The sequence below is a fragment of the Flavobacterium sp. genome, from assembly GCF_039930565.1.
Lineage (GTDB): Bacteria > Bacteroidota > Bacteroidia > Flavobacteriales > Flavobacteriaceae > Flavobacterium.
The window spans coordinates 21389-45177 of the sequence record NZ_JBDTTP010000009.1; the positions used below are offsets into that span (position 1 = coordinate 21389).

At 32.6% G+C, this 23789-nt stretch carries 16 protein-coding genes; 10 read left to right on the top strand and 6 right to left on the bottom strand.

Features of this window, described 5'->3' with window-relative positions:
- Positions 1 to 223: 223 nt before the first annotated feature.
- The 9 genes from ABI657_RS04175 (at position 224) to ABI657_RS04215 (ending at position 14645) form a co-directional block, all read left to right on the top strand.
- Positions 224 to 2992: a triple tyrosine motif-containing protein gene (locus ABI657_RS04175; RefSeq protein WP_348095985.1), complete on the top strand. Its 2769-nt coding sequence runs from the start codon at positions 224 to 226 to the stop codon at positions 2990 to 2992.
- Positions 2993 to 3231: 239 nt separating this feature from the next.
- The gene (locus ABI657_RS04180; protein WP_348095986.1) at positions 3232 to 6297 is read left to right on the top strand and encodes a TonB-dependent receptor; all 3066 of its coding nucleotides are present in this window, start codon (positions 3232 to 3234) and stop codon (positions 6295 to 6297) included.
- Positions 6298 to 6308: 11 nt separating this feature from the next.
- Positions 6309 to 7817, top strand: coding sequence for a RagB/SusD family nutrient uptake outer membrane protein (locus ABI657_RS04185; RefSeq protein WP_348095987.1), 1509 nt, complete (start codon positions 6309 to 6311; stop codon positions 7815 to 7817).
- 12 nt (positions 7818 to 7829) lie between these two features.
- Positions 7830 to 9428: a hypothetical protein gene (locus tag ABI657_RS04190; RefSeq protein ID WP_348095988.1), complete on the top strand. Its 1599-nt coding sequence runs from the start codon at positions 7830 to 7832 to the stop codon at positions 9426 to 9428.
- Between the two features lie 14 nt (positions 9429 to 9442).
- The gene (locus ABI657_RS04195; RefSeq protein ID WP_348095989.1) at positions 9443 to 11110 is read left to right on the top strand and encodes a glycoside hydrolase family 16 protein; all 1668 of its coding nucleotides are present in this window, start codon (positions 9443 to 9445) and stop codon (positions 11108 to 11110) included.
- Positions 11111 to 11187: 77 nt separating this feature from the next.
- A complete protein-coding gene (locus ABI657_RS04200) occupies positions 11188 to 11946 on the top strand; it encodes a glycoside hydrolase family 16 protein (RefSeq protein ID WP_348095990.1) in 759 nt (252 codons plus the stop codon).
- 323 nt (positions 11947 to 12269) lie between these two features.
- Positions 12270 to 12854 (top strand): sigma-70 family RNA polymerase sigma factor, encoded by a 585-nt coding sequence (locus tag ABI657_RS04205; protein WP_348095991.1) that lies wholly within the window; start codon positions 12270 to 12272, stop codon positions 12852 to 12854.
- Between the two features lie 49 nt (positions 12855 to 12903).
- A complete protein-coding gene (locus ABI657_RS04210; RefSeq protein WP_348095992.1) occupies positions 12904 to 13047 on the top strand; it encodes a hypothetical protein in 144 nt (47 codons plus the stop codon).
- A 533-nt stretch (positions 13048 to 13580) separates the two neighbouring features.
- Complete coding sequence (locus ABI657_RS04215) at positions 13581 to 14645, top strand: tetratricopeptide repeat protein (RefSeq protein WP_348095993.1); 1065 nt, start codon at positions 13581 to 13583, stop codon at positions 14643 to 14645.
- Positions 14646 to 14659: 14 nt separating this feature from the next.
- Here the strand turns inward: ABI657_RS04215 and nth are convergent, their stop codons facing one another.
- A complete protein-coding gene (gene nth, locus ABI657_RS04220) occupies positions 14660 to 15316 on the bottom strand; it encodes an endonuclease III (protein WP_348095994.1) in 657 nt (218 codons plus the stop codon).
- 222 nt (positions 15317 to 15538) lie between these two features.
- On the opposite strand from nth, the gene bcp reads away from it, so the two are divergent.
- Positions 15539 to 15991, top strand: coding sequence for a thioredoxin-dependent thiol peroxidase (gene bcp / locus ABI657_RS04225; protein ID WP_348095995.1), 453 nt, complete (start codon positions 15539 to 15541; stop codon positions 15989 to 15991).
- A 66-nt stretch (positions 15992 to 16057) separates the two neighbouring features.
- Here the strand turns inward: bcp and ABI657_RS04230 are convergent, their stop codons facing one another.
- The 5 genes from ABI657_RS04230 to ABI657_RS04250 form a co-directional block, all read right to left on the bottom strand.
- Positions 16058 to 18775, bottom strand: coding sequence for a DNA gyrase/topoisomerase IV subunit A (locus ABI657_RS04230; protein WP_348095996.1), 2718 nt, complete (start codon positions 18773 to 18775; stop codon positions 16058 to 16060).
- 77 nt (positions 18776 to 18852) lie between these two features.
- Entirely contained in the window at positions 18853 to 20034 is a 1182-nt protein-coding gene (locus ABI657_RS04235) for an RsiV family protein (RefSeq protein WP_348095997.1), read from the bottom strand.
- Positions 20035 to 20038: 4 nt separating this feature from the next.
- The gene (locus ABI657_RS04240) at positions 20039 to 21907 is read right to left on the bottom strand and encodes a DNA topoisomerase IV subunit B (RefSeq protein ID WP_348095998.1); all 1869 of its coding nucleotides are present in this window, start codon (positions 21905 to 21907) and stop codon (positions 20039 to 20041) included.
- 285 nt (positions 21908 to 22192) lie between these two features.
- The gene (locus tag ABI657_RS04245; protein ID WP_348095999.1) at positions 22193 to 23179 is read right to left on the bottom strand and encodes a transglutaminase domain-containing protein; all 987 of its coding nucleotides are present in this window, start codon (positions 23177 to 23179) and stop codon (positions 22193 to 22195) included.
- Positions 23180 to 23182: 3 nt separating this feature from the next.
- Complete coding sequence (locus ABI657_RS04250; protein WP_348096000.1) at positions 23183 to 23707, bottom strand: NAD(P)H-dependent oxidoreductase; 525 nt, start codon at positions 23705 to 23707, stop codon at positions 23183 to 23185.
- Between the last annotated feature and the right edge of the window lie 82 nt (positions 23708 to 23789).

A 23789-nucleotide genomic window follows, 5' to 3' on the forward strand; every position in this document is an offset into this window, starting at 1 on the left:
AAAAAGTCAATTTTTACAAAAGTAATCAATTTTGAATTGAGTTTTGTTAATGAGATTGTTACAAATTTTAACAGATTTACCACAAAAAAGAGAATGATTTCGAATTGATCTTTTTTATTAAAATTGACTGTTCTAATATAAAATGAGCTATTTTAGAACTGTTTTATAATAAATTAAAATCCAGCCAAATTTGAAAAATAAACTTTACATCTTTTGTTTTTTGATGAGTTCAATTATATTTTCTCAGGAATTACCTCCAATTGTAAAATATACACCTGCTATTTATGGTGCGGGAAATCAAAGCTGGATGATCTCACAGGACAATCAGAACTATATTTACTTTGCTAATAATGACGGGCTTTTAGAATATAATGGCACTAACTGGCAATTATATAAAACGCCCAATGAAACAATAATAAGATCAGTAAAAGTAATAGATAATAAAATTTATACAGGCTGTTACATGAATTTTGGCTATTGGACGCGACAATCCAATGGAAAGTTAAAATATACTTCATTAAGTGATGCCATTAAAAAAACGGTTTTAGATGATGAACAGTTTTGGAATATTTTGAAATACGATCAATGGATTTTATTTCAGTCCCTAAACAGAATTTACATATATGATACAAAAAGTAAGACTTTTAGAATTATTGCTCCTAAAAATGGTGTAGTAAAATCTTTTAACACTAAAACATCAATTTATTTTCAAACTCTTAAAGAAGGGCTTTTTGAAATTGAAAGCGGAAAAGCAAAATTAGTATCGAATAACCCTATTCTGAAAAAATTTACAATTGCCAATATCTTTGCAGCAGGGGAAGGATTATTGATTCAAACCCAATTGGGTGGTTTCTATAGATTAACCGCAAATGATTTAACGCCTTTTATAACGGAAATCGATACGGAATTAAAATCGAGTTTTGTTTACAGCAGTCAACAGCTTCAGGATGGAAATTATGCTTTAGGTACTGTTTCCAATGGGATTTTTATCCTGTCAGATTCAGGTAAGCTTAAATATCATATTTCGCAAAATAAGGGATTAAGCAATAATACCGCTTTATCGCTTTTTGAAGACAGGGATCAAAATTTATGGGTAGGGCTTGATAACGGAATTAACTGTATCAATATTCATTCTTCTGTCCATAGTTATACTGATGATACAGGTGTTTTAGGCACCGTATATGCTTCTGCAAATTATAAGGGAATGTTATATGTGGGAACCAATCAGGGATTATTTTGTAAAAAATATAACAGCGATTCTGAATTTAGATTTATAAACGGAACAAAAGGCCAGGTATGGTCACTTTTTATTCATGATGATACACTTTTTTGCGGACATGATTCGGGTACTTTTGTAATTACGAATGATTTGGCAAAAAATATATTTTCTGCTTCGGGAACCTGGAAATTTGAGAAAATCCCCAATATTAAAAATCAATTGCTTCAAGGAAATTACTATGGGATTGCAGTACTGGAAAAAGTTGGGAACCAATGGCAATTCAGAAATAAGATTAAAGGATTTGATTATTCTTCCCGTTATTTTGAAATTACAAATGATTACGATTTGTATGTAAGTCATGAATATAAAGGAATCTTCAGATTAAAAACAGATAAGCTGTTATTGGATACAAATGGTTTTTCAGCCTATTCCTCACCATTAAAAGGTAAAAATGCAAGCCTTACTAAATTCAATAACACCATTTATTATGCCTTCAAGAGCGGGATTTTTAAATTAAATAATAAAACAAAACAGTTTGAAAAAGATAAATTATTAAGTTCTGTTTTTGAAAATGACCAATATACTTCCGGTAAATTGATTGTAGATGATTCAAATAAAATATGGCTCTTTTCTAAAAATTATATTTATTACTTCTCTGCAAGCAAACTAAGTAATCAGTTAAAGCAAAATGTAATTCCAATCCCATCATCGTTAACTAATTCGATGCTGGGTTTTGAAAATATTACACAAATCTCAAAATCAACTTATTTAATAGGTACTACTGACGGATATTATACATTGAATATTGATGATTTGAGTTTTAAAAACTATACTGTTTTAATTTCAGAAATAACGACAAACAAGCTCAATCAAACTCAGAATAATGTTGCATTATCTGAAGAAGGAAGTTTTAGCTCTGATGAAAATAATATTACTTTTAATTATACAGTGCCTGAATATAATAAATACATCAATTCAGAATATCAGTATTTATTAGAGAGCTTTCAGGATGATTGGAGTGAATGGAGTACTAGAGCTACCGTAAATTTTAAAAACTTGCCACCTGGGAAATATACTTTTCAGGTAAGGGCAAAATATGCAAATAGTATATTAGAAAATACTGCCAGCTATACTTTTGTAGTTTTGAAACCTTGGTATTCTACAAATTTTGCTTATTTCATTTATTTTATTTTAATCCTTGTAGTTGCGTATTTTATAAACAAGGCTTATCGTAATTTTTATCAAAAACAAAGAGAAAAATTAATAGAGGAAAACAATCTTTTATTAGAGATAAAAGAGCTTGAAAATGAGCAGGAATTAATGAGGGTCAGAAATGAGCAGCTTTCTCAGGATGTTGATACAAAAAACAGAGAATTGGCAGTTTCTACAATGAGTTTAAACAGTAAGAACGAATTATTGGCTTTTATTAAAGAAGATTTAAAAAGAACTTCCCAAGATGAAAATAACAACATAAAATCTGTTATTAGTACCATTAATAAAAACATTACAGAAGAAGATTCATGGAAAATTTTTAAAGAGGCATTTGATAATGCAGATAAGGATTTTCTAAAAAAAATGAAACAGCTTCATCCTTTGTTAACACCAAACGATTTACGGTTATGTGCCTACTTAAGACTCAACCTTTCTTCCAAGGAAATAGCTCCATTATTCAATATTTCCGTTAGGAGCGTTGAAATTAAACGCTATCGTTTGCGTAAAAAATTAGATTTGACACATGAAAAAGGTTTAGTAGAATATATATTGTCTGTATAGTATTACTGAAACTCTTTAAATTGCCTATACAACACCACAACATTTTAATTTTTTTATGATTTTTTGGTTATAATGTTAGAAAAATTAACAATATAGATTTGTATATAAATCAAGGCTCCTTTTATGGTATATTTAATTTTCAATCATTTTTTTTATATTGTATGTTTTTTGTTGAGGTTAGTTTTGTCAAATTACTAATATGTTGTAATATTTTTATCTTCAATAAAAACTAACTAATTATGAAAACTAAATTATTACTAATTGTACTCGTGCTTTTTACATCATTTGCATTTTCGCAAAGTTTTGATGTAAACGGAACAGTACTGGATGGATCAGGTTTGTCATTGCCTGGTGTTAATGTAAAGGTTAAAAGTTCGTCACAAAGTACAACCACAGACTTTGACGGATCTTTTAAATTAACAGGTCTCTCAAAAGGGACCACAATTGTTTTAAGTTATATTGGATATCGAACACAGGAAGTGGTGGTTTCAACTAACAAAATTACTGTTAAAATGATTGACGATGCCAAATCGTTGGATGAAGTGGTTGTCATTGGTTACGGTAGCCAGAAAAAGAGAGAGGTTACTGGTGCAGTAGCTGTTATAGACAGCAAAACAATTGAAGCTTTAAAACCTATTAGGGTAGAACAAGCTCTGCAAGGAACAATTTCGGGTGTAAATGTTACCAGCCAATCCGGATCACCTGGTGCAGGATTAGATATTCGTATTCGTGGTATTGCTACCAATGGAGAAAATAAGCCTAGTGCAATTATTGATGGCTACGTTGGTGATTTAAGTCTTTTAAACCCAAATGACATAGAAACGATTACAGTTTTAAAAGATGCACAAGCTGCCATTTATGGAACGATTGGTGCAAATGGGGTTATTTTAATTACCACTAAAATGGGTAAAAAAAATTCAAAACCAAAAATTGCATATAACACTTATACAGGATTTCAGGAAACGTCCAGAAAATTACCAACTTTAAATGCTACAGAGTATGCCCTTTTATTAAATGAAAGTTATGCTAATGGAGGAAAACCGCTTCCTTATCCAAATGTAACTGGTTTGGGAAAAGGTACAAATTGGCAGGATGAGGTTTTTGGAAAAGGAGTTCCTATTATCAATCACGATATTTCTATTTCCGGGGGTTCAGAAAAAGTTACTTATGCAGTAAGTGGATCACATTTAGACCAGGAAGGTATTGTAGGCGGAGATAAATCCGGTTTCCTGCGAAACACTGCCAGAGTAGCACTTGGTGCTGATGTAAGTGATAAGCTAAAAATTAAAACAAACGTCATTTATACTTATTTCACCAGAAAAACATTAAACGAAAATGGTTTAGGTTCTGTTTTGTTTAATGCTTTGAATGTTCCCGCAACTATAAAACCTTACCAAAGTAATGGCGATTTTACAGTAGTGCCAAACTCAACTGGGTTAGGAAACGAAATAATAAATCCTTTAGCACAAATTGAAAACACTTATAATGATTACAATTATAAAAAAATCAATGGAAATTTTGGTTTTGACTATAAAATGTTTAGAGGATTTGTACTATCAAGTTCAATAGGTTTTAATACTTCAAATAGCGAAAGAAGAGAGTTTGCAAAACAAATAAGCTATGGAGGTAAAGTATTTGACGTAGTTCAAAGTTCTGTTACACAGAGCACTGTTAATGATAATGATTATTCTTTTGACCTCTTTGGGACTTACAGTAATAAAATTGGAGAGGATCATAATATTACAGGTACAATTGGTACAACAATCTATAAACAATATGGGAATGGACTTTTTGCAACAGGTTATGATGTACCATATAATTCCTGGGATTTTGCTGATCTCAATTTAATAACAACGATATCTAAAGTTAAGAATAATGATTCCTATACTTATGATCAAAGGAGACTGTCTTATTTTGCCAGAGCTCAATATGATTATAAAGGCAAATATTTGTTTTCAGCAATGATAAGACGTGATGCTTCTAGTAAATTTGGGCCAGGCAATAAAGTAGGATATTTTCCTTCTTTTACAGCAGGGTGGGTGGTTTCAGATGAAGGTTTTTTCAAAGAATCAAAAGCGATTAATTTTTTGAAATTCAGAGCTAGTTATGGAACTTTAGGAAATGATCAAATTCCTAATTATGGATATTTAGGAATTTTAAACGGAGAAGCAACTTATGTATTTAATGGCGAATTAACTAGTGGAAGAGCCCAAGGACAATTGCCAAATCCTAATGTAAAATGGGAAGAAGCCAGAAAATTTGATGTTGGTACAGATATAAGATTATTGGATGATAAAATTTCTATTGTTGCAGATTATTTTATCGACACCAGAAAAGATTTATTAATTCCAAATATCCCTGTTTCAGGAATTAATGGTACTGGAGCTCCAGGAGCTAGTGCACCAACAGTAAATGCCGGTACAGTAAGAAATTCTGGTTTTGAATTTGCAATAGATTATAAGGAGAAATTTTCTGATTCTTTTTCAATGAATGTTGGGTATAATGTAACATTTATTAAAAATGAAGTGTTAGAAGTTAACAATGGAACTGGTTTTATTGAAGGAGGAGCATTTGGAGTAGGACAGCAACCACCTTCACGTATGGAAGAAGGAAAACCAATAGGATATTTTTATGGATATAAAACCGATGGTATCTTCCAAAATAAAGCTGAAGTTGATGCACATCCTTCTCAATTAGCTTTAGGAGCTGATGCATCTCCAGGAGATATTCGTTTTGTTGATGTTAATGGAGATGGTATAATTGATATTAAAGATAAAACCAATATTGGTGACCAAATTCCTGAAGCTACAATGGGATTTAATTTACAAATGAATTATAAGAGTTTAGATTTTGGTATTTATACTTTTGCTTCAATTGGTAACGATATGGTTCGTAACTATGAAAGAAATTTAACTGACGTCAACCATTCAAATTATATCTTGGGCAGATGGACAGGAGAAGGAACTTCCAATTCAATTCCGAGAGTGACTACAGGAGCTACTTCAAATAATAATTTTTCTGATTATTACGTTGAAGATGCATCTTATCTTAGGATTCAAAACATACAATTAGGATATACTCTGAACCCTATGATTACTCAAAAAGCAGGAATCACGAAATTAAGACTTTATGGGGCAGTTAATAATTTATACACATTTACCAAATATAGAGGATTTGACCCAGGTGCCTCATTCGGTCCAACCAATAGAGATCAGGTTTCTCAATCTCCAATCGGAGCAGGAATTGATTATGGATTCTATCCAATTCCAAGAACGTATCTTTTGGGATTAAATCTTAACTTTTAATTGTTATCAAAATGAAAAAATATATATACATATTCCTTTTCACAGGAATGCTGTTTTCAACTGTTTTTATTTCCTGTTCAGATGATTTTGTAGAAACTAAGCCTGCATATTCAATAGATTCTGAAAATTATTTTAATTCAGAAGAAGATTATAATAATGCATTAATAGCAGCTTATGATTTACTTCAGTCTTCTTATGTAAATGTTTTATTGGGAGAAATTGCCTCAGATAATACATTGGCAGGAGGAGAAAGTGCTACAGATGTTATCGGTTTTCAGCAAATTGACGATATGATTCATACACAGGCCAACAGTAATCTTAAAAATATCTGGGACTGGATGTTTGCAGGAGTTCAAAGAGCCAATTATATACTTGAATTTCAGGATAAAATTGATTTTGAAGGAAAAACGCAAATTATAGCCCAGGCTCGTTTTCTTAGAGCCTATTACCAATTTGAATTAGTAAAATGGTTTGGAGGTATACCAATGAAAGGGGATGCCAGATTTAAACTAGGTGATGAAACTACAATACCACGTTCATCAGTAGAGGAAGTATATGCTGCTATCGAAGCTGATTTAACTTTTGCAATAGCTAATTTATCTCCAACTGCAGTTCAAAAAGGAAGAGTTACAAAAGGTGCTGCTCAGGCATTATTAGGAAAAGCGTATTTATATCAAAATAAATTTGCACAGGCGGCAACAACATTAGAAGGTTTGATAAGTACTTCGCCTTATTCCTTAGTGACAGATTATAATTCATTGTTTGAAATGGAAGGAGAAAACGGACCTGAATCTGTTTTTGAAATTCAGTATACTGATGTTGAAGGTGCAGGTTTTCCATGTTTACAATGTAGTGAAGGAAACGTAGCGGTTGGTTTTAGCGGTATACGAGGCTATGATGGACCATTGTTTACTTCAGGTTTTAGTTTTAATATTCCAACTCAGGAAAGTTCTGATGCCTTTGAGGTTGGAGACAAACGTAAAGATGTAGCAATTTTGGATATTACAGCCTGGGCTGCCGCAAATACAAATTATGATAATGCGAAGAAAGAGAAAGGAATCTTATACGGTAAAGGAAACGAAGATACCGGATTTTTTAACCGAAAATATATACCAAGAAAAAGAAGCACAACTTCAGCTGGAGATTTGAATTTAACGAATCCAAATAATTACAGAGCGATTCGTTATGCAGATGTACTTTTAATGGCTGCAGAAGCATATAACAGAGGCGGAATTGATGATGGCAAAGCCAGAGGATACCTTAATGAGGTTAGAAAACGTGCTTTTGGAGATACAAATCACAACATATCAGCATCAGGACCAGCATTAACTGATTTTATTTTGGCTGAAAGAAGACTTGAATTATTTGGAGAGGGGCATCGTTTTTTCGATTTAGTAAGAACTGGAAAAGCCGCAGGAACAATACCTGGGTTCAAGGCTGGTAAAAATGAATTATTTCCAATTCCAATCGAAGAAATTCAATTCGCTAATGGAAATTGGAAACAAAATCCGGAATATTAAAAAACATCAATTATGAAAAATATACATTTAATTATAAATCTTTTCGTTTTAACAATGTTGATTGCTTGTTCAAACGATAACCTTGACGTTGATTTAGATGGTGCTCCTGTACCGACTAACATTTCTGCTCTTACAACGGTAACGCAGGATAATACTGGAAAAGTAACTTTTTTGCCTAAAGGAGAAGGAGTAACGCAATACAAAATTAATTTTGGTGATGGTACTCCTGAATCAGCTTATATTGGATCTGGAGAAACCATTGTACATACTTACAAAGAAGGTACCTATAAATCCAAGATTACCGCAATGGGAATCAACGGAAAAACAACTGAAGTAGATCATGACGTTGTAGTTTCATTTAAAGCACCTGAAAATTTAAAAGTAGTTATTACCAATGATTTATCAGTATCCAAAAAAGTAACAATTACTGCAAAAGCTGATTTTGCATTATTTTATGATGTTTATTTTGGAGAAACAGGAAAACCCGATCCTGTTTCGGCTAACAATGGAGAATCAGTTTCATATACTTATAAAGACGCAGGAGTTTATACTATTAAGGTAGTAGCAAAAAGTGCAGCAGTTAAAACTACTGAGTATACAGCAGAGGTGACTGCAATACTTGTACTTAACCCAACAGCTTCAGCACCAATACCACCGAATAGACAAGTAGATGATGTAATTTCTATTTATGGTTCTAAATATACTAATGTAGCAGGAACTGATTTTTATCCGAACTGGGGACAATCTACTACTTTGACAGAATTTGATTTAGCTGGAGATAAAATGCTGAATTATAACAACCTGAATTATCAGGGAATTGCATTGGCAGATGGTATAACAATCGATGTTACCGGAATGGAGTATTTTCATATGGATATTTGGACTGCAGATTTAGAGAAAATCGAAACTTTCTTAATTAGTAAAACAAATGGAGAAAAACCAGTAGCAAAAAGCCTGACAGCAAACGGATGGACAAGTATTGAAATTCCGATTTCGGCATTTACAAGCCAGAATTTAACAGTTGCCGATATTTTCCAATTGAAATTAGTCGGAACTCCTGCGGGAAAAAATGTTTATATAGATAATATTTATTTCTATAAAGCAGCTTCGGAATCTATTAAATTGCCACTTGATTTTGAATCGGCTTTGTTAACGTATACTTGGGGTGGTTTCGGTAATGTTGATGCATCTGTTATTGCAAATCCAAATAAAACCGGAATTAATGTATCTGAGAAAGTTTTAAAATTAGATAAAAAATCAGGAGCAGAAACTTGGGGAGGAGCAAGTTTAAATCTTGAAAACACCCTTGATTATACTAAAGGGACGACCGTTAAAATAAATGTTTGGTCTCCTAAAGCAGGAGCCGATATATTATACAAAATGGAACTCTCAACATCTCCAAAAGACGGAAACGGTAACCCAACGGTAGCTATAGAGGTTCATGCGAACACTACGGTGGCAAATGCATGGCAAACACTAACATTTGATCTTACAACTGCATCAGGTTTTAGTACAAACATTAAATATGACAGAGTGATTTTATTCCCTGATTTTGGATTAGCAGGCTCAGGATCAGTATATTACTTTGACGATATAAAACAATCCAATTAAAAAAAGAGATAATCATGAACAAAAAAATAATTATAAAGATAATTTCCTTATTTGCAATTCTTCTGATGACGGGTTGTCAAAAAGATGATTTCACTTTTGGAGATATAAGTACCCCAACTAATGTTAAAATAACAGTTGAAATTGTTGGAAAAACTGCTGAAGATCCTTTTGGAGACGGATCTGGAATTGTAAAACTTGTGGCAACTGCTGATAATGCTATTTCATACAAATATGTATTTAGCGATGGTACTTCTGAGAATTCTCCAAGTGGTGAATTCAGTAAAAGATTTACTAAAACCGGTGTAAATAAATATACTGTCACTGCTATTGCTTACGGTAAAGGCGGTATAGCTTCCAATGCAACAATTGAAGTTGAGGTTTTAAGTAACTTCAGTGATCCTGAAGCAGTTGGATTTTTAACTGGCGGGACGTCTAAAAAATGGTATTGGTCAGCTTCTGAACCAGGACATTTAGGTGTTGGACAAAATGACGGGGATGCTACTAAAAATTACTTCGCCAATTACTATCAGGCAGGTGTTTTTGAAAAAGCAGGATCACCAGCCAGCAGTTGTTTGTATGAAAATGAGTTGACATTCTCCCTTGATGGAGATGTTTTACAATTCCAGTTAAATAATGGAGGATCTACTTTCTTTAATGCTTCTTTTGCAAGCGTGGCAGGAGGAACTTCACCAGATGATGCTTGTTTAGCATACAATACAGGAGGATTGAAAACAGTTTCATTAAGCCCTTCAGGATCTGTGGTAATGGCTAATCCTGATCATGCAACACAAACCAGAGGTACAACAATGAACTTCTCTGATGGCGGTTTTATGGGGTATTATATTGGACAAAGTTCTTATGAAATATTGTCTATTACGGCTAATAGAATGGTTGTTAGAGCTGTAATGGGAGGTAATCCCGCATTAGCGTGGTATCACATATTTACTACTACAAAGCCTACGCAGGTTCCGGATACAAATGTTGATTATACAAATTTAATATGGTCAGATGAGTTTAACACAGATGGTGCACCAGATGCAACAAAGTGGGGATATAATTTAGGAACCGGAGATAATGGCTGGGGAAATAATGAAAAACAAAATTATACCAATTCACCTGTAAACGTAATTATTCAGGGGGGAAATCTTAAAATTACAGCAAAAAAAGAGTCCTCCGGTGGAGCAGCTTACTCATCTGCCAGATTAGTAACAGACAGTAAATTCAAGTTTACTTACGGAAAAATAGAAATCAGGGCCAAACTTCCAACAGGGGCCGGAACCTGGCCTGCTATCTGGATGTTAGGTCAAAATTATGCTACAAAGCCATGGCCCGCATGTGGGGAAATTGATATTATGGAACATGTTGGAAACAATCAGAATGTTGTACTTGGGACACTCCACTATCCCGGGCGTTCCGGTGGAAGTGCCGATTCAGGTAGTAAAACAATTGCAAATGTTTCAACAGAATTTCATGTATATAAAGCAGTTTGGAGTCCTTCATCGGTAAAAATTTATGCTGATGAAACTTTAATACATTCTGTAGCTAATACTTCTTCATTACCATTTAATAGTGATTTCTTTTTAATCTTAAATGTTGCAATGGGAGGCAATTTAGGGGGTAATATTGACGCTGCTTTTACAGAATCATCAATGGAAGTTGATTACGTAAGGGTTTATCAATAAAAGGATAATTAAATGTAAAATTAGGGAGTCAGTTTTGACTGATTCCCTAATTTTTTTATGAATAAAATAAATTATAAATGAAAAAAATAGTATTGTTATTAATGATAACCAGTTTTTGTCTGGCTCAAAACACAGAGAGAAAACTAGTCTGGGAGGAAAATTTCAACGGAAAGAAATTAAATGAATCTGTGTGGAATTACAATCTTGGTGACGGGTGTCCTGATCTTTGTGGGTGGGGAAATAATGAAAGACAGTTTTACACCAAAAAAAATCATAAAATTAAATCTGGTAAGTTAATTATTCAAGCAAAAAAAGAAGGGAGTCAGTACACTTCAACAAAAATTACAACTAAAGGAAAAAAAGAATTTTTATACGGCAGAATTGAAGCAAGGGCAAAATTGCCTATAGGTCATGGATTATGGCCGGCCTTTTGGATGTTGGGTGCTAATATCGATGAAGTTAAATGGCCTAAAACTGGTGAAATTGATATAATTGAGTACATAGGAAGAGATCCTCACATGGTTTATACAACCTTACACACTCAGGATAGTCATGGTAATACAATTAATACTAAAAGGACAGAATTTCCTACTATAGAGGAGGGGTATCATACATATGCAATCGAGTGGAACAGAGATAAAATAGATTTTTTTGTTGATAGTATTTTGGTTTATACTTTTAATCCGGAAATCAAGAATGATGATACCTGGCCTTTTGACAAGCCTTTTTATATTATTGTCAATTTGGCAATTGGAGGAAATTTTGGAGGACCTGATGTTGATGATACTATTTTACCTCAAAAATTTCTGATTGATTATATTCGTGTATATCAGTAAATCATATTTGTAAAATTATCGCTACACATAAGATTTTAATATTTTTTAAAATGCTTATTTTTAATATTTTGTGCTTTAATTAAAATGTTAAAAACATTCACAGTATTTAGTGTTTATTTAGAGTTTTCTGTGAATCCAGAAGTTTTATCTGTGTGTTTTATGATTTTTATTGTTAATTATTATACGTTTCATTTGCAATTTAAAATAATTATTTGTTAAATTTGGAAACGTTATTTAACAAAAACCTTAAAACAAGAAGCCTATAATATAAAATTACTTTTTTAAAAATTTCAATTCTATTAGAAACTAAAAAAAGTAGTATTATGGCTGATTTGCATATTCCTGACTCTCTGTTGGTTAAAAATTATATTGAAGGAAATGAAAATTCCTTATCAATATTAATAAAAAGGCATGAGTCCAAAATATATGGATTTATATACTCAAAAATTGCTGATAGAGATATTTCGAACGATATTTTTCAGGATACTTTTATTAAAGTAATTAAGACTTTAAAGAATAATTCCTATAACGAAGAAGGAAAGTTTTTACCTTGGGTGATGCGTATTTCACATAATCTTATTGTCGATCATTTTCGCAAGACAAAAAAAATGCCAATGTACAGGGAAACAGAAGAGTTTTCTATTTTTTCTATTATGTCAGATGATTCTTTGACTATAGAAAGTAAAATGATTTTTGATCAGGTAGAAATTGATTTAAAAAAAATAATTCAGGAACTTCCGGATGATCAAAAGGAAGTTTTGGTAATGCGGATGTATCAGGATATGAGTTTTAAGGAAATATCTGAAATTACAGGCGTTAGTATCAATACAGCCCTTGGCAGAATGCGTTATGCGTTAATGAATCTGAGAAAAGTTATCGATAAGCATCAGATTATTTTAACTAACTAATACTATTTTGATCCTTAGTTCGTTATACTATTATAAAACATTTCACAGTATGGCGAAAATTTACTTTAAAAAGACATTAGTTACTAAAAACTTAAAACCTAAAAAAGAAGTTATTTCCTTTCTATTAAATTATTCACAAGCATTAACGGTTGTGAAGTTTGATAATAAAAGTTTTGAGATTATAGCTAATTAAACAGCCCACTTGCTTTGGTCGGATGTTTATTTCGAAAAAATCCAAAAGGTCGTTTTGGTTAAAAACTCACTATCAATATTAAAATACTGATAGTGAGTTTTTTGTGTTTAGTTTAACTTAATAACTAATTATAAGATTTAAGTTACGGATTTTATGATTAATTTGTTAAATTTCATAGCTATGTTAGTTCATTTAATATTTTTTTTTAGTTTAGTTAAAAAATAACACTTTATTTCACTAAATTCATAAAGAAAATTTTATCAAAAAAATTATGTTCAGAATATATTACTAACTATAATGTTTAACTAACTAACCTTAACTATTATGAAGAAAAATTACTCTATTATATTTTATTTGCTTGTTATGCGAATTAATGTTTGAGAGAATCTAAATTCTAAATCAATAATAGACAAAAATCTTTTGTTTATTATTTTTTAAGTATTATTCTTAAATGATTCCGATGCAAAATATGACCTTCATATTACGTCTGAATAGTCAAACAACACTAATATTAACAGTCAAATATAATTGAAATGAAAAAAAACCTTAAGATATTATCATTTCTTATATTGATAAATATCACAGCATTTGCTCAAAAAGATGAAATTAAAGAGGCTCAGTCTTATTTTGATAAAGGAAAAGTACAAGAGTCATTAGCAATTTTAAAAAAAATAGAATATCTGGTTATCAATGCCCCGGATGAGTTAAAATCCGATTTTTATTATCTAAAAGGAAATGTTTACAAAGAGCTCGCTATCAAAAATATAGATGCAGCAGCTAATTTTTCTTTAGCCGCTGCTGCATATCAGGATGTATTATTATACGAAAATGATTCTCATAATTATAAATATGCATTTAAGGCAAATTTAGCTTTAAAAGAGATGAAATCTAAACTTGTTAATGGCGCTCATGCTGATTATAAGGAAGGGAAATTTAAAGAAAGCGCCAGCAAGAGTTATGAGGTTTATTTATTTGATAAAAAAGATACTTTGAATTTGTATAATGCTGCAGCCGCTTCCTTAACCGGTCAGGATTACATTTCCTCAATTAAGTATTATGCAGAACTTAAAAAAATAAACTATTCCGGAAAAGGAGTTGTTTATTATGCTACAGATAAAAAAACAAAGCAAGAAGAAGCTTTTAGTTCTATTAGCGCAAGGGATTCAAATATTAAGGAGGGTTTCTATGAAAAGCCAAGAAATGTATTTCCACCTTCTAAAAAAGAAGATATTATAATTGCTTTGGCATTTTCTTATTTAGAGATAAATGATTATGATAATGCAGAAAAGTATTATCAGGAAGCCTTGCAAGTAAACCCTAATTGTGTAAACTGTTATATCAATCTTGTTTATATTAAAATGCAACTAAAAAAAGCATTAGTGGATAAAATGGACGTATTAGGAAACAGTGCAAATGAAATGAAAGAATATGATAAATTAAATGTTCAAAAAGATGAAATCGTAAAAAGTTCAATTCCGTATCTTAAGAAAGTATTAGTTATAGAGCCAAAAAATGAAGATGCTATAAAATCGCTTTTAGGTATCTACAGAGCACTTGATATGACTAATGAATACAATGCCTTAAAAAGCAGTAGATAAATAAAAAGGAGCTGCTAAATTTTCTTTTTAGCAGCTTCTTCTATTAATGATTTTTTCCCGATTGTCTTTGTAATAATATCTTTTTCCAGATTCCAGCCTCTTGCAGGAGAATATTCGCGTCCATACCAAATAATCTGTAAATGCAGATCGTTCCATAATTCTCTTGGAAATAATCTTTTGGCATCTTTTTCGGTCTGTACAACATTTTTTCCATTTGAAAGATTCCATCGGTGCATCAGTCTGTGAATATGTGTATCAACGGGAAAAGCAGGAACACCAAATGCCTGGGACATCACCACGCTCGCTGTTTTATGCCCAACTGCCGGTAATGCTTCAAGAGCCTCGAAACTCTGCGGAACTTTTCCATCATGTTTATCAATCAGAATATGCGACAATCCATGAATTCCCTTGGATTTCATCGGCGATAATCCGCAAGGGCGAATAATCTCCTTGATTTCTTCTATTGACATTTTAATCATATCATATGGATTATCAGCCTTTGCAAAAAGCAACGGTGTAATTTGGTTCACACGTACATCCGTGCATTGTGCCGAAAGTAAAACTGCTATCAATAATGTGTAAGGATCTTTATGTTCAAGCGGCACAGGAATAGTAGGGTAGAGTTCTTTTAACGTATTTATAACAAATGTTACACGAGCTTCTTTATTCATTTCCGTATTTTTAATGCTGTAAAAGTAGCACAATTTTCAGGATGTGCCTAATCCGGTTTTACGTTGCAACTCCTCATTGTGGCAGTAACATTTTTTTGCATTCGCAAGAGCTTCCGCTGGTCGCTTTGCCAATGCAAAAAATGCAGACTACCACAAATCGGGGGTTTTCACTACAACCTGGGGCAGAAAACAATTAACAATTGATAATTAACAATTATAAAAATGACAACAATACAAAAAGGAGATAAGGCTCCAAATTTTTCAGGAACTGATCAGGACGGAAAAACACATCAATTGGCGGATTATAAAGGAAAAAAATTAGTGGTTTTCTTTTATCCAAAAGCCAATACACCAGGATGTACAGGAGAAGCTTGCGATTTAAGAGATAATTTCGAACGTTTTAAAACCAATAATTATGAACTTTTGGGTGTAAGTGCTGATAGTCAAAAATCGCAGTTAAAATTTAAGGATAAATACGAATTCCCTTTTCCGCTATTAGCTGACGAAGACAAATCAGTAATCAATGCATTTGGTGTTTGGGGACCAAAGAAATTTATGGGTAGGGAATTTGACGGAATTAACCGCACTACTTTCGTTATCGATGAAAACGGAATAATTGATGAGGTAATTTCACAGGTTAAAACTAAAGAACATGCTGCACAAATTCTAAAATAGTAATGTTACATTCTAAGTATAAAATGCCCTCCTGGAAGGGCATTTTATATTTGAAGAAAGATTTATTTATTCTAAAACAAGACCTATTTGTCCGTCATCGTCCAATTCTGTTTCAACAGATTCATCATCTGGCAATTCCGTTTTTTCAGCAATTTCTTCAACAGGTTCTTCATATGGTAGTGGATCCAGTAAATTCACTTGTTTTAATTTATCAGTGGTCAGTTGATTTCCTAAAGCCTTAAATCCTTTTACTGCAATAAAATCTTCAATATCAATATGTAAATTTTCTTTTTGAACGCCTTTTACTTTTGCAAAAATCAACTGCGCAACCGGACGATAATCCGTTGATACAATTTCTAATTGCGAATTTGGATGTTCTGTAATAAAACTTTCTTCTTTCCCTTCATTTTCAACAAGGAAGCGTTTCAAATAATAACGTTCTTTTTCACCATCATAATAAATAGCCGAAATAGGTTTTTTAGGATTCCATTTCTCCAGGACAATCATGTCTTCATCAAAATGAGTCGACAATTCCGGAATTATTACCTTCAGTTTACCACTTTGATTAATAATCAGTATTTTATCACTTGGCTTGAATTCTCCCAGTAATTCTCCTCTTGCATCAACATTTAGGCGTTTTACCGTATCGTCAAACCAGACTTTTCTTGGCAATAAGGTAGAAATTCCTTTCTCCTTTAATTCGATTTTCTTGATTGGATATTTGGTAACTAAGTTTCCTTTTGAAGCTCGGCCTTTAATGGCTAAACTGGCAAAATCAATATCAAATTTCAGTTTTTTAATGGTTCCAACCTGACGCAATAAAATGGTAATAACTTCCGCTTCACCGTTTGGATTATGTGAAAAATAAACTACCTGTGAACCTGCTGTTTCATTCGTCAGATCATAAGGCTTATCACGTGTTACACCCGTAACATTAAAACGCTTAATATAAGAAGGTCCGGATTTTCCATCACGATAAATCATGTTGTAAATCGTACGTTTGTCACTTTTGTCAAAAATAGCGATGTGAATAATATCTTTACCAACAAATGTCTTGGCATCGACTTTTGTAATCATCATTTTACCATCCCGTAAAAACACAATCACATCATCAATATCCGAACAATCGGTTAGGTATTCGTCTTTCTTTAAACTTGTTCCCACAAAACCTTCTTCACGGTTTACATATAGTTTTGTATTTCTTAAAACAACTTTTGTAGCTTCAACATTATCAAAAACGCGAAGTTCCGTCTGGCGTTCTCTTCCTTTTCCGTATTTCTCTTTTAATTTGGTAAAGTAAGCAATGGCGAATTCTGTAAGATTGGCTAAATGATGCTCAACTTCCTTCATTTCATCTTCTAACTTAGCAATAAAATCATCGGCTTTGTCAGAGTCAAAACGGGTAATACGAATCATCGGAATCTGAGTCAGTTTTTGTAAATCTTCATCAGTAATCTCTCTCACAAATGATTTTTTGAATGGCTCAAAACTGTCATGTAAATATATATAAAGAGATTCTCTATCCGAATACAATTTGAAATCAATGTACATTTCTTCACGAATGAAGATTTTCTCCAAAGTCGAGAAATGCCATTTGTTTTTTAATTCTTCTAACTGAATTTCTAATTCCTGTTTAAGTAAATCGACAGTTCTGTGTGTCGAAATCTTCAGCATTTCAGAAACTCCGATAAACAAAGGTTTGTTGTCTTCAATAACACAGCCTAAAGGTGCGACCGAAGTTTCGCAGGCTGTAAAAGCAAATAAAGCATCAATCGTTTTGTCCGGAGAAACACCTGGGAAAAGGTGAATCAAAATCTCAACATCTGCTGCTGTATTGTCTTCGATTTTTTTAATTTTGATTTTGCCTTTATCATTGGCTTTCAAAATACTGTCAATCAATGTTGTGGTATTGGTCGAAAACGGAATCTGCGTAATCACCAATGTATTTTTGTCTAATTGTGCAATTTTTGCACGCACACGAACACGCCCGCCACGAAGTCCATCATTATAATTCGACACATCGGCAATACCCTGTGTCATGAAATCAGGATATAAGGTGAAGGATTTTCCTTTTAGAATTTTGATCGAAGCATCAATTAACTCATTGAAGTTATGCGGTAAAACCTTTGTTGAAAGCCCAACTGCGATACCTTCAGCTCCCTGTGCCAAAAGCAATGGGAATTTTACCGGAAGATTGTTCGGTTCTGCACGACGTCCGTCATAGGAAACTCCCCAATCAGTAATTTTTGGAGAATATAAAACTTCCAAAGCAAATTTTGACAAACGCGCCTCTATATAACGAGAAGCCGCAGCCCCATCACCTGTTAAGATATTTCCCCAGTTTCCCTGACAGTCAATTAACAATTCTTTCTGACCAATTTGCACCATCGCATCACCAATACTCGCATCTCCGTGTGGGTGATACTGCATGGTGTGACCAACAACATTGGCAACTTTATTATAACGGCCATCATCCAGCTCTTTAAGCGAGTGCATAATACGGCGCTGAACAGGTTTAAACCCATCTTCAATAGCCGGAACTGCACGTTCCAGAATTACATATGAAGCATAATCCAGAAACCAGTCTTTGTACATTCCGGTTACTTTCGTAATCACGTCTTCGCCTTCTTCTTCCTGATTTTCGTAAAAATGCTGTCCTTCAAAATGCTTGGCCTCTACATCAATAATTTCATCATCTCCTTCCTGATTTTCATCAAGCTGGTTTTCGTCTGAATTATTTTCGTCGTCGTTTGGAATTATGTTGTCGTCTTCTTCGTCTTTCATTTATTTATATTCGAAAATTATAAATTTGATTCTTATTTAATGGACTTTGATTGTATAGCTAAATTTAGTTTCTTTTTTTAATTTGAATTGTATTTATCCAAAATTGTATTCTTCAAAATAAAAGGTTTTAATTCTTCATAACTGAAAAACACATGAGGTTCTCCGGCTGCAAAACCAAGTAATTCGTATGGCGCATATGAAAAAGTGATACCTGTAGGTAATAGATAAAAATTGTCAGTCATCGGTATTTTATCTGCCAATACTCCATCTCCATAATCTGACTTAATTCTGTTTTCATAAAAAGCAATAAAATCCTTATCAGCTGTATTTATTATTTGTTCGATAGTAATATTTTTTCCTGTCGCTACATCGTAATTATTGTAAGCAGTACGCATCATACCATGAGCTCCACCCATATAGCTATATGAAAAATCAGAAACAACATAAATGTTGGAATCTACGAAAACCGGTGATGCAACATTCAGATTCTCAGAACTGTAATTCTCTTCTTCGTTTTTGGATTTTTCCAAACTAAAATTATGTTTCCACTTTTTATAATTTTTAATACTTAAAGAATCGGAGGTCAAATATTTTAGTTTTGTTTCGAGATTATCAAAAACAGCATTATCGGAAACAATTTCAGCAAAAAAGTTATAATCCCTTGAAGGAGTAAATTTTCTCATAGATTCATCGTTTTTGAATGCTTCTCTGGAGTCAAAAAGTGTATAATCTATTTCGTCATAACAGCTGTAAACGGGAAATGTTTTACTTGGATAAATTTTATAATTCTTTTTATCCAATAGATATTCTATATACATTTCTTCAGTTGAAAGATTATACAATTTAAGCTTACCAATAATTTTATCACTATCGTTATCGTAGATGTTTGCGATATAATAATCTTCCTTTTTATCCTTATCAAAATAGCAATAAAAAATATCGTTTTCTCCGTCAATATACACAGATGCTGTTTTTGAATAACCTCCGTATTCAGATGACAACTGATTGGAGAGATGGATTTGTATATTCTTATTTCCATTTATTTTTCCTTGAAAAGAATATATAAAAGGACTTTCTAATTGCAAAGTGTCACCATTTATTACAATTGTATTTTCATTTAATTTGTAAATCAGGCTATCCTTGTTTTTCTCAATTTTAATTTCCTTTAATGGTTTTACAACTAATAATTTTTTCTCATCATTTTTGGATTGACAGGAAAAAATTATTGTAGTTACTAAAAGGAGTAGAGTTTTTCTCATAAAATTATATTTCTTCAACCGCATCCAATTCCACCTTCAAATTCCTGATGATAAATTCCTGCCTGTCCGGCGTATTTTTTCCCATATAAAAAGACAATAATTGTTCAATAGAAGTATTCTTATCCATCATAATCGGGTCAAGCCGAATTGTTTCTCCAATAAAGTTTTTAAATTCATCCGGTGAAATTTCCCCCAAACCCTTAAATCGTGTAATTTCCGGTTTTGGTTTTAATTTTTCGATCGCATCTCTTCTTTCCTCATCAGAATAACAATAGATAGTTTCTTTTTTATTTCTCACCCTGAAAAGTGGTGTCTGTAAAATATACAAATGCCCTTCTTTGATTAATTCAGGAAAAAACTGCAAAAAGAACGTAATCAGTAATAAACGAATATGCATTCCGTCAACATCGGCATCGGTAGCGATTACAATGTTGTTGTAACGTAATTTTTCCAGTCCATCTTCGATATCCAAAGCGGCTTGCAATAAATTAAACTCTTCGTTTTCGTAAACTATCTTTTTGGTCATTCCATAGGAATTCAAAGGCTTACCACGCAAACTGAAAACCGCCTGCGTATTTACGTCACGCGATTTGGTAATTGATCCGGAAGCCGAATCTCCCTCAGTGATAAAAAGCGTGCTTTCTAAGTTTCTGGGATTTTTGGTATCCGGAAGGTGTGCTCTGCAATCCCTTAATTTTTTATTGTGAAGATTGGCTTTTTTTGCTCGGTCTGTTGCCAGTTTACGAATTCCTGATAACTCTTTACGTTCACGTTCTGCCTGCAAAATTTTACGTAATAAAGCTTCGGCAGTTGGCGGGTTCTTATGTAAATAGTTGTCTAATTTATTTTTGATAAAATCATTTACAAAAGTACGAACAGAAACTGCAGGCGTTCCGTCATCAGAACCCATGTCTGTAGAACCTAATTTGGTTTTGGTCTGCGACTCAAAAACAGGTTCCATAACTTTAATACTAATGGCACTTACAATCGATTTGCGAACATCTGAAGCTTCGAAATTTTTGTTGTAAAATTCCCGAATAGTTTTTACAAGTGCTTCTCTGTAAGCCACTAAGTGCGTTCCTCCCTGTGTGGTATTCTGGCCATTTACAAAAGAGTGGTATTCTTCGCTATACTGTGTTTTACTATGTGTTAAAGCGATTTCAATATCGTGATCTTTCAGGTGAATAATTGGATACTCCAAATCATCTGCACTAATGGTTTCTTCCAATAAATCCCTAAGACCATTTTCTGAAATGTATTTTTCCCCGTTGAATATAATCGTCAAACCGTTGTTTAAGTAACAATAGTTTTTAACCATTTTAATCACATATTCCATACGGAATTTGTAATTTTTAAAGATACTTTCATCTGGCGTAAAAGTTACTTTTGTTCCTTTACGTTTTGTCGTTTCAATTACCTCTTCTTCTAAAACCAGATTTCCTCCTGAAAATTCTGCCGCTTTTTGCTTTTCATCACGAACAGATTCTACACGGAAAGCGCTTGAAAGTGCATTTACAGCTTTTGTCCCGACACCATTTAAACCTACCGATTTCTGGAAAGCTTTAGAATCGTACTTTCCACCCGTGTTCATTTTTGAAACTACATCAACTACTTTTCCTAACGGAATTCCACGTCCGTAATCACGAACAGAAACTGTCTTCTCTTTGATAGTTACCTCGATAGTTTTTCCGGCACCCATTACAAACTCATCAATACAGTTGTCCAATACCTCTTTCAAAAGGATATAAATCCCATCATCCGGCGAAGATCCGTCTCCTAATTTTCCGATATACATTCCGGGACGCATACGTATATGCTCTTTCCAATCGAGTGATCTAATATTATCTTCGTTATATTGATTTTGCTCTGGCATAAATGAATTTGGATTTTTGGCTAATGTACCATTTCTGCATAAAAAATGAAAGCGTATTTTTTTAAAGTTATCAATAAAGTGACCTTAAAAATACAATTCACTGATTTTAAAAAACAGGAACCGTTAAAAATATAAAAAATCTGTTGCCAAACAAAAAAACAGGATTTAATTCCAAGGACTTGTTTTTCAAGGTAATCATTTATGATCTTAGCACGACTGTAATTTTACTTTATAGAAATTTAGAAAATCGGAAATAAGACTTGTTCTCGATTTTGATGATGTGAATTATTTTGATTTGGGAATAATCTTGAAAGAAACAATACTATTTGTGTCTGCAAAAATAGTGATATACTTTCCAATGCTTTTGTCATAAGCAATCTCAAATTCTAAACCACCGCGTTTTTCTTTTGTATTTTGAACGTAAACAGGCTGATTTTTTTCATTCAGGTAAAACAGCTGATTTGACTTTGAAACATTTTTTATTTCAAAACTGATTTTATCTCCATTATTAGCTTCGATAATTCCGGATTCAGGAGATTTAATTTTATAATCTTCCTCAATCGTTTTATTGTAAATTAACGGACCGTTCAAAAAATCACTTTTATTTAATATGTTACCAAAAAAAGAACCCGAATCAGGAAAATGTTTGGCAAAGAAATAATCGGGTTCTGTATCGAAATAAATTGGCGTAAATTCGGTTACCATTCTGCCTTTGCTATTGTCATAATAACCCTGTGCCCAGGTAGCATCGACTAATCGCCATTTTTTATCAATGAGGACTATGTTCCAGGCATGATTTGAAAAAGTATTTTTTCGGCCAATATCTGCTAATCCAATTTTTGAGTCACCTGTAATTATCTCTGATTTTAATCCTGTCAATTCTGCTAAATGTTGGTATAAAGCCGTAAAACCTTCGCAAACCCCTTTTTGGGATTTAAAAGTTTTTTGAATTAATTTATTTTTCAGATCTTGTATTTTTCTTTGTTTTTCTGCTTCTGTAGAATAGATAAAGCCTTGACTCTTTTGAGGTTTAAGGTAAAGAGCATAATCGTATTTTATGTTAAATGCAATCCAGCTGTAAATGGCTCTTGCCTTATCATATTCAGAACCAAAATCTTTTTGAATTCTTTCGGCTAATTTTTCTGTCGAATTAAAACTTTTAGGATACTTAAAAACAGCCTGATCAACTGCATTGTGTTTTTGTCCAAAAGCAGCATTCAGAACAATAAAGTTCACGATAAAAAAATAAGTATTAAATTTTTTTATGGACATAGATTAGAAACTAGATTTAATGATGTCTTTGAGTTGTTTATCTAACTCAGTATTTGAAATTTTATTTTCTTCTAAATCGAAATTAGTATGGAAAGAAGGCAATGAAAAAATCGCTTTCAGATCTGCTCCATATCTCGGAAATGCATTTTTAGCGATTTCCAATACCGAAGCACCACCTCTTGGTCCCGGAGAAGTTGCCATCAACAACATTGGTTTTTGCTGGAAAACTTCTTTGTTAATTCTGGAACTCCAATCAAAAACATTCTTGAAAGCAACAGAATAGCTTCCGTTATTTTCCGCAAGGGAAACGACAACAATATCGGCAGATTCAATTTTATCAAGGAATGATTTTGCTTTTTCGTGCTGGCCAATTTGTTTTTCAAGGTCAACACTAAATATTGGCATCTCAAAATCGTTAAGATCTAAAACTTCCACCTGTGCATTTTCAAATAAATTGGCTGTGTAAGAGGCTAAATGTTTATTGATTGATTGTTGGCTGTTACTACCTCCAAAGGCTATGATTTTCATGTTTTTATTTTTAAAGTTAATAAAATTAGATTATGATTTAGAAAAGGATATGTTAATAATTAAAAAGTCCAAAAAAGAATAT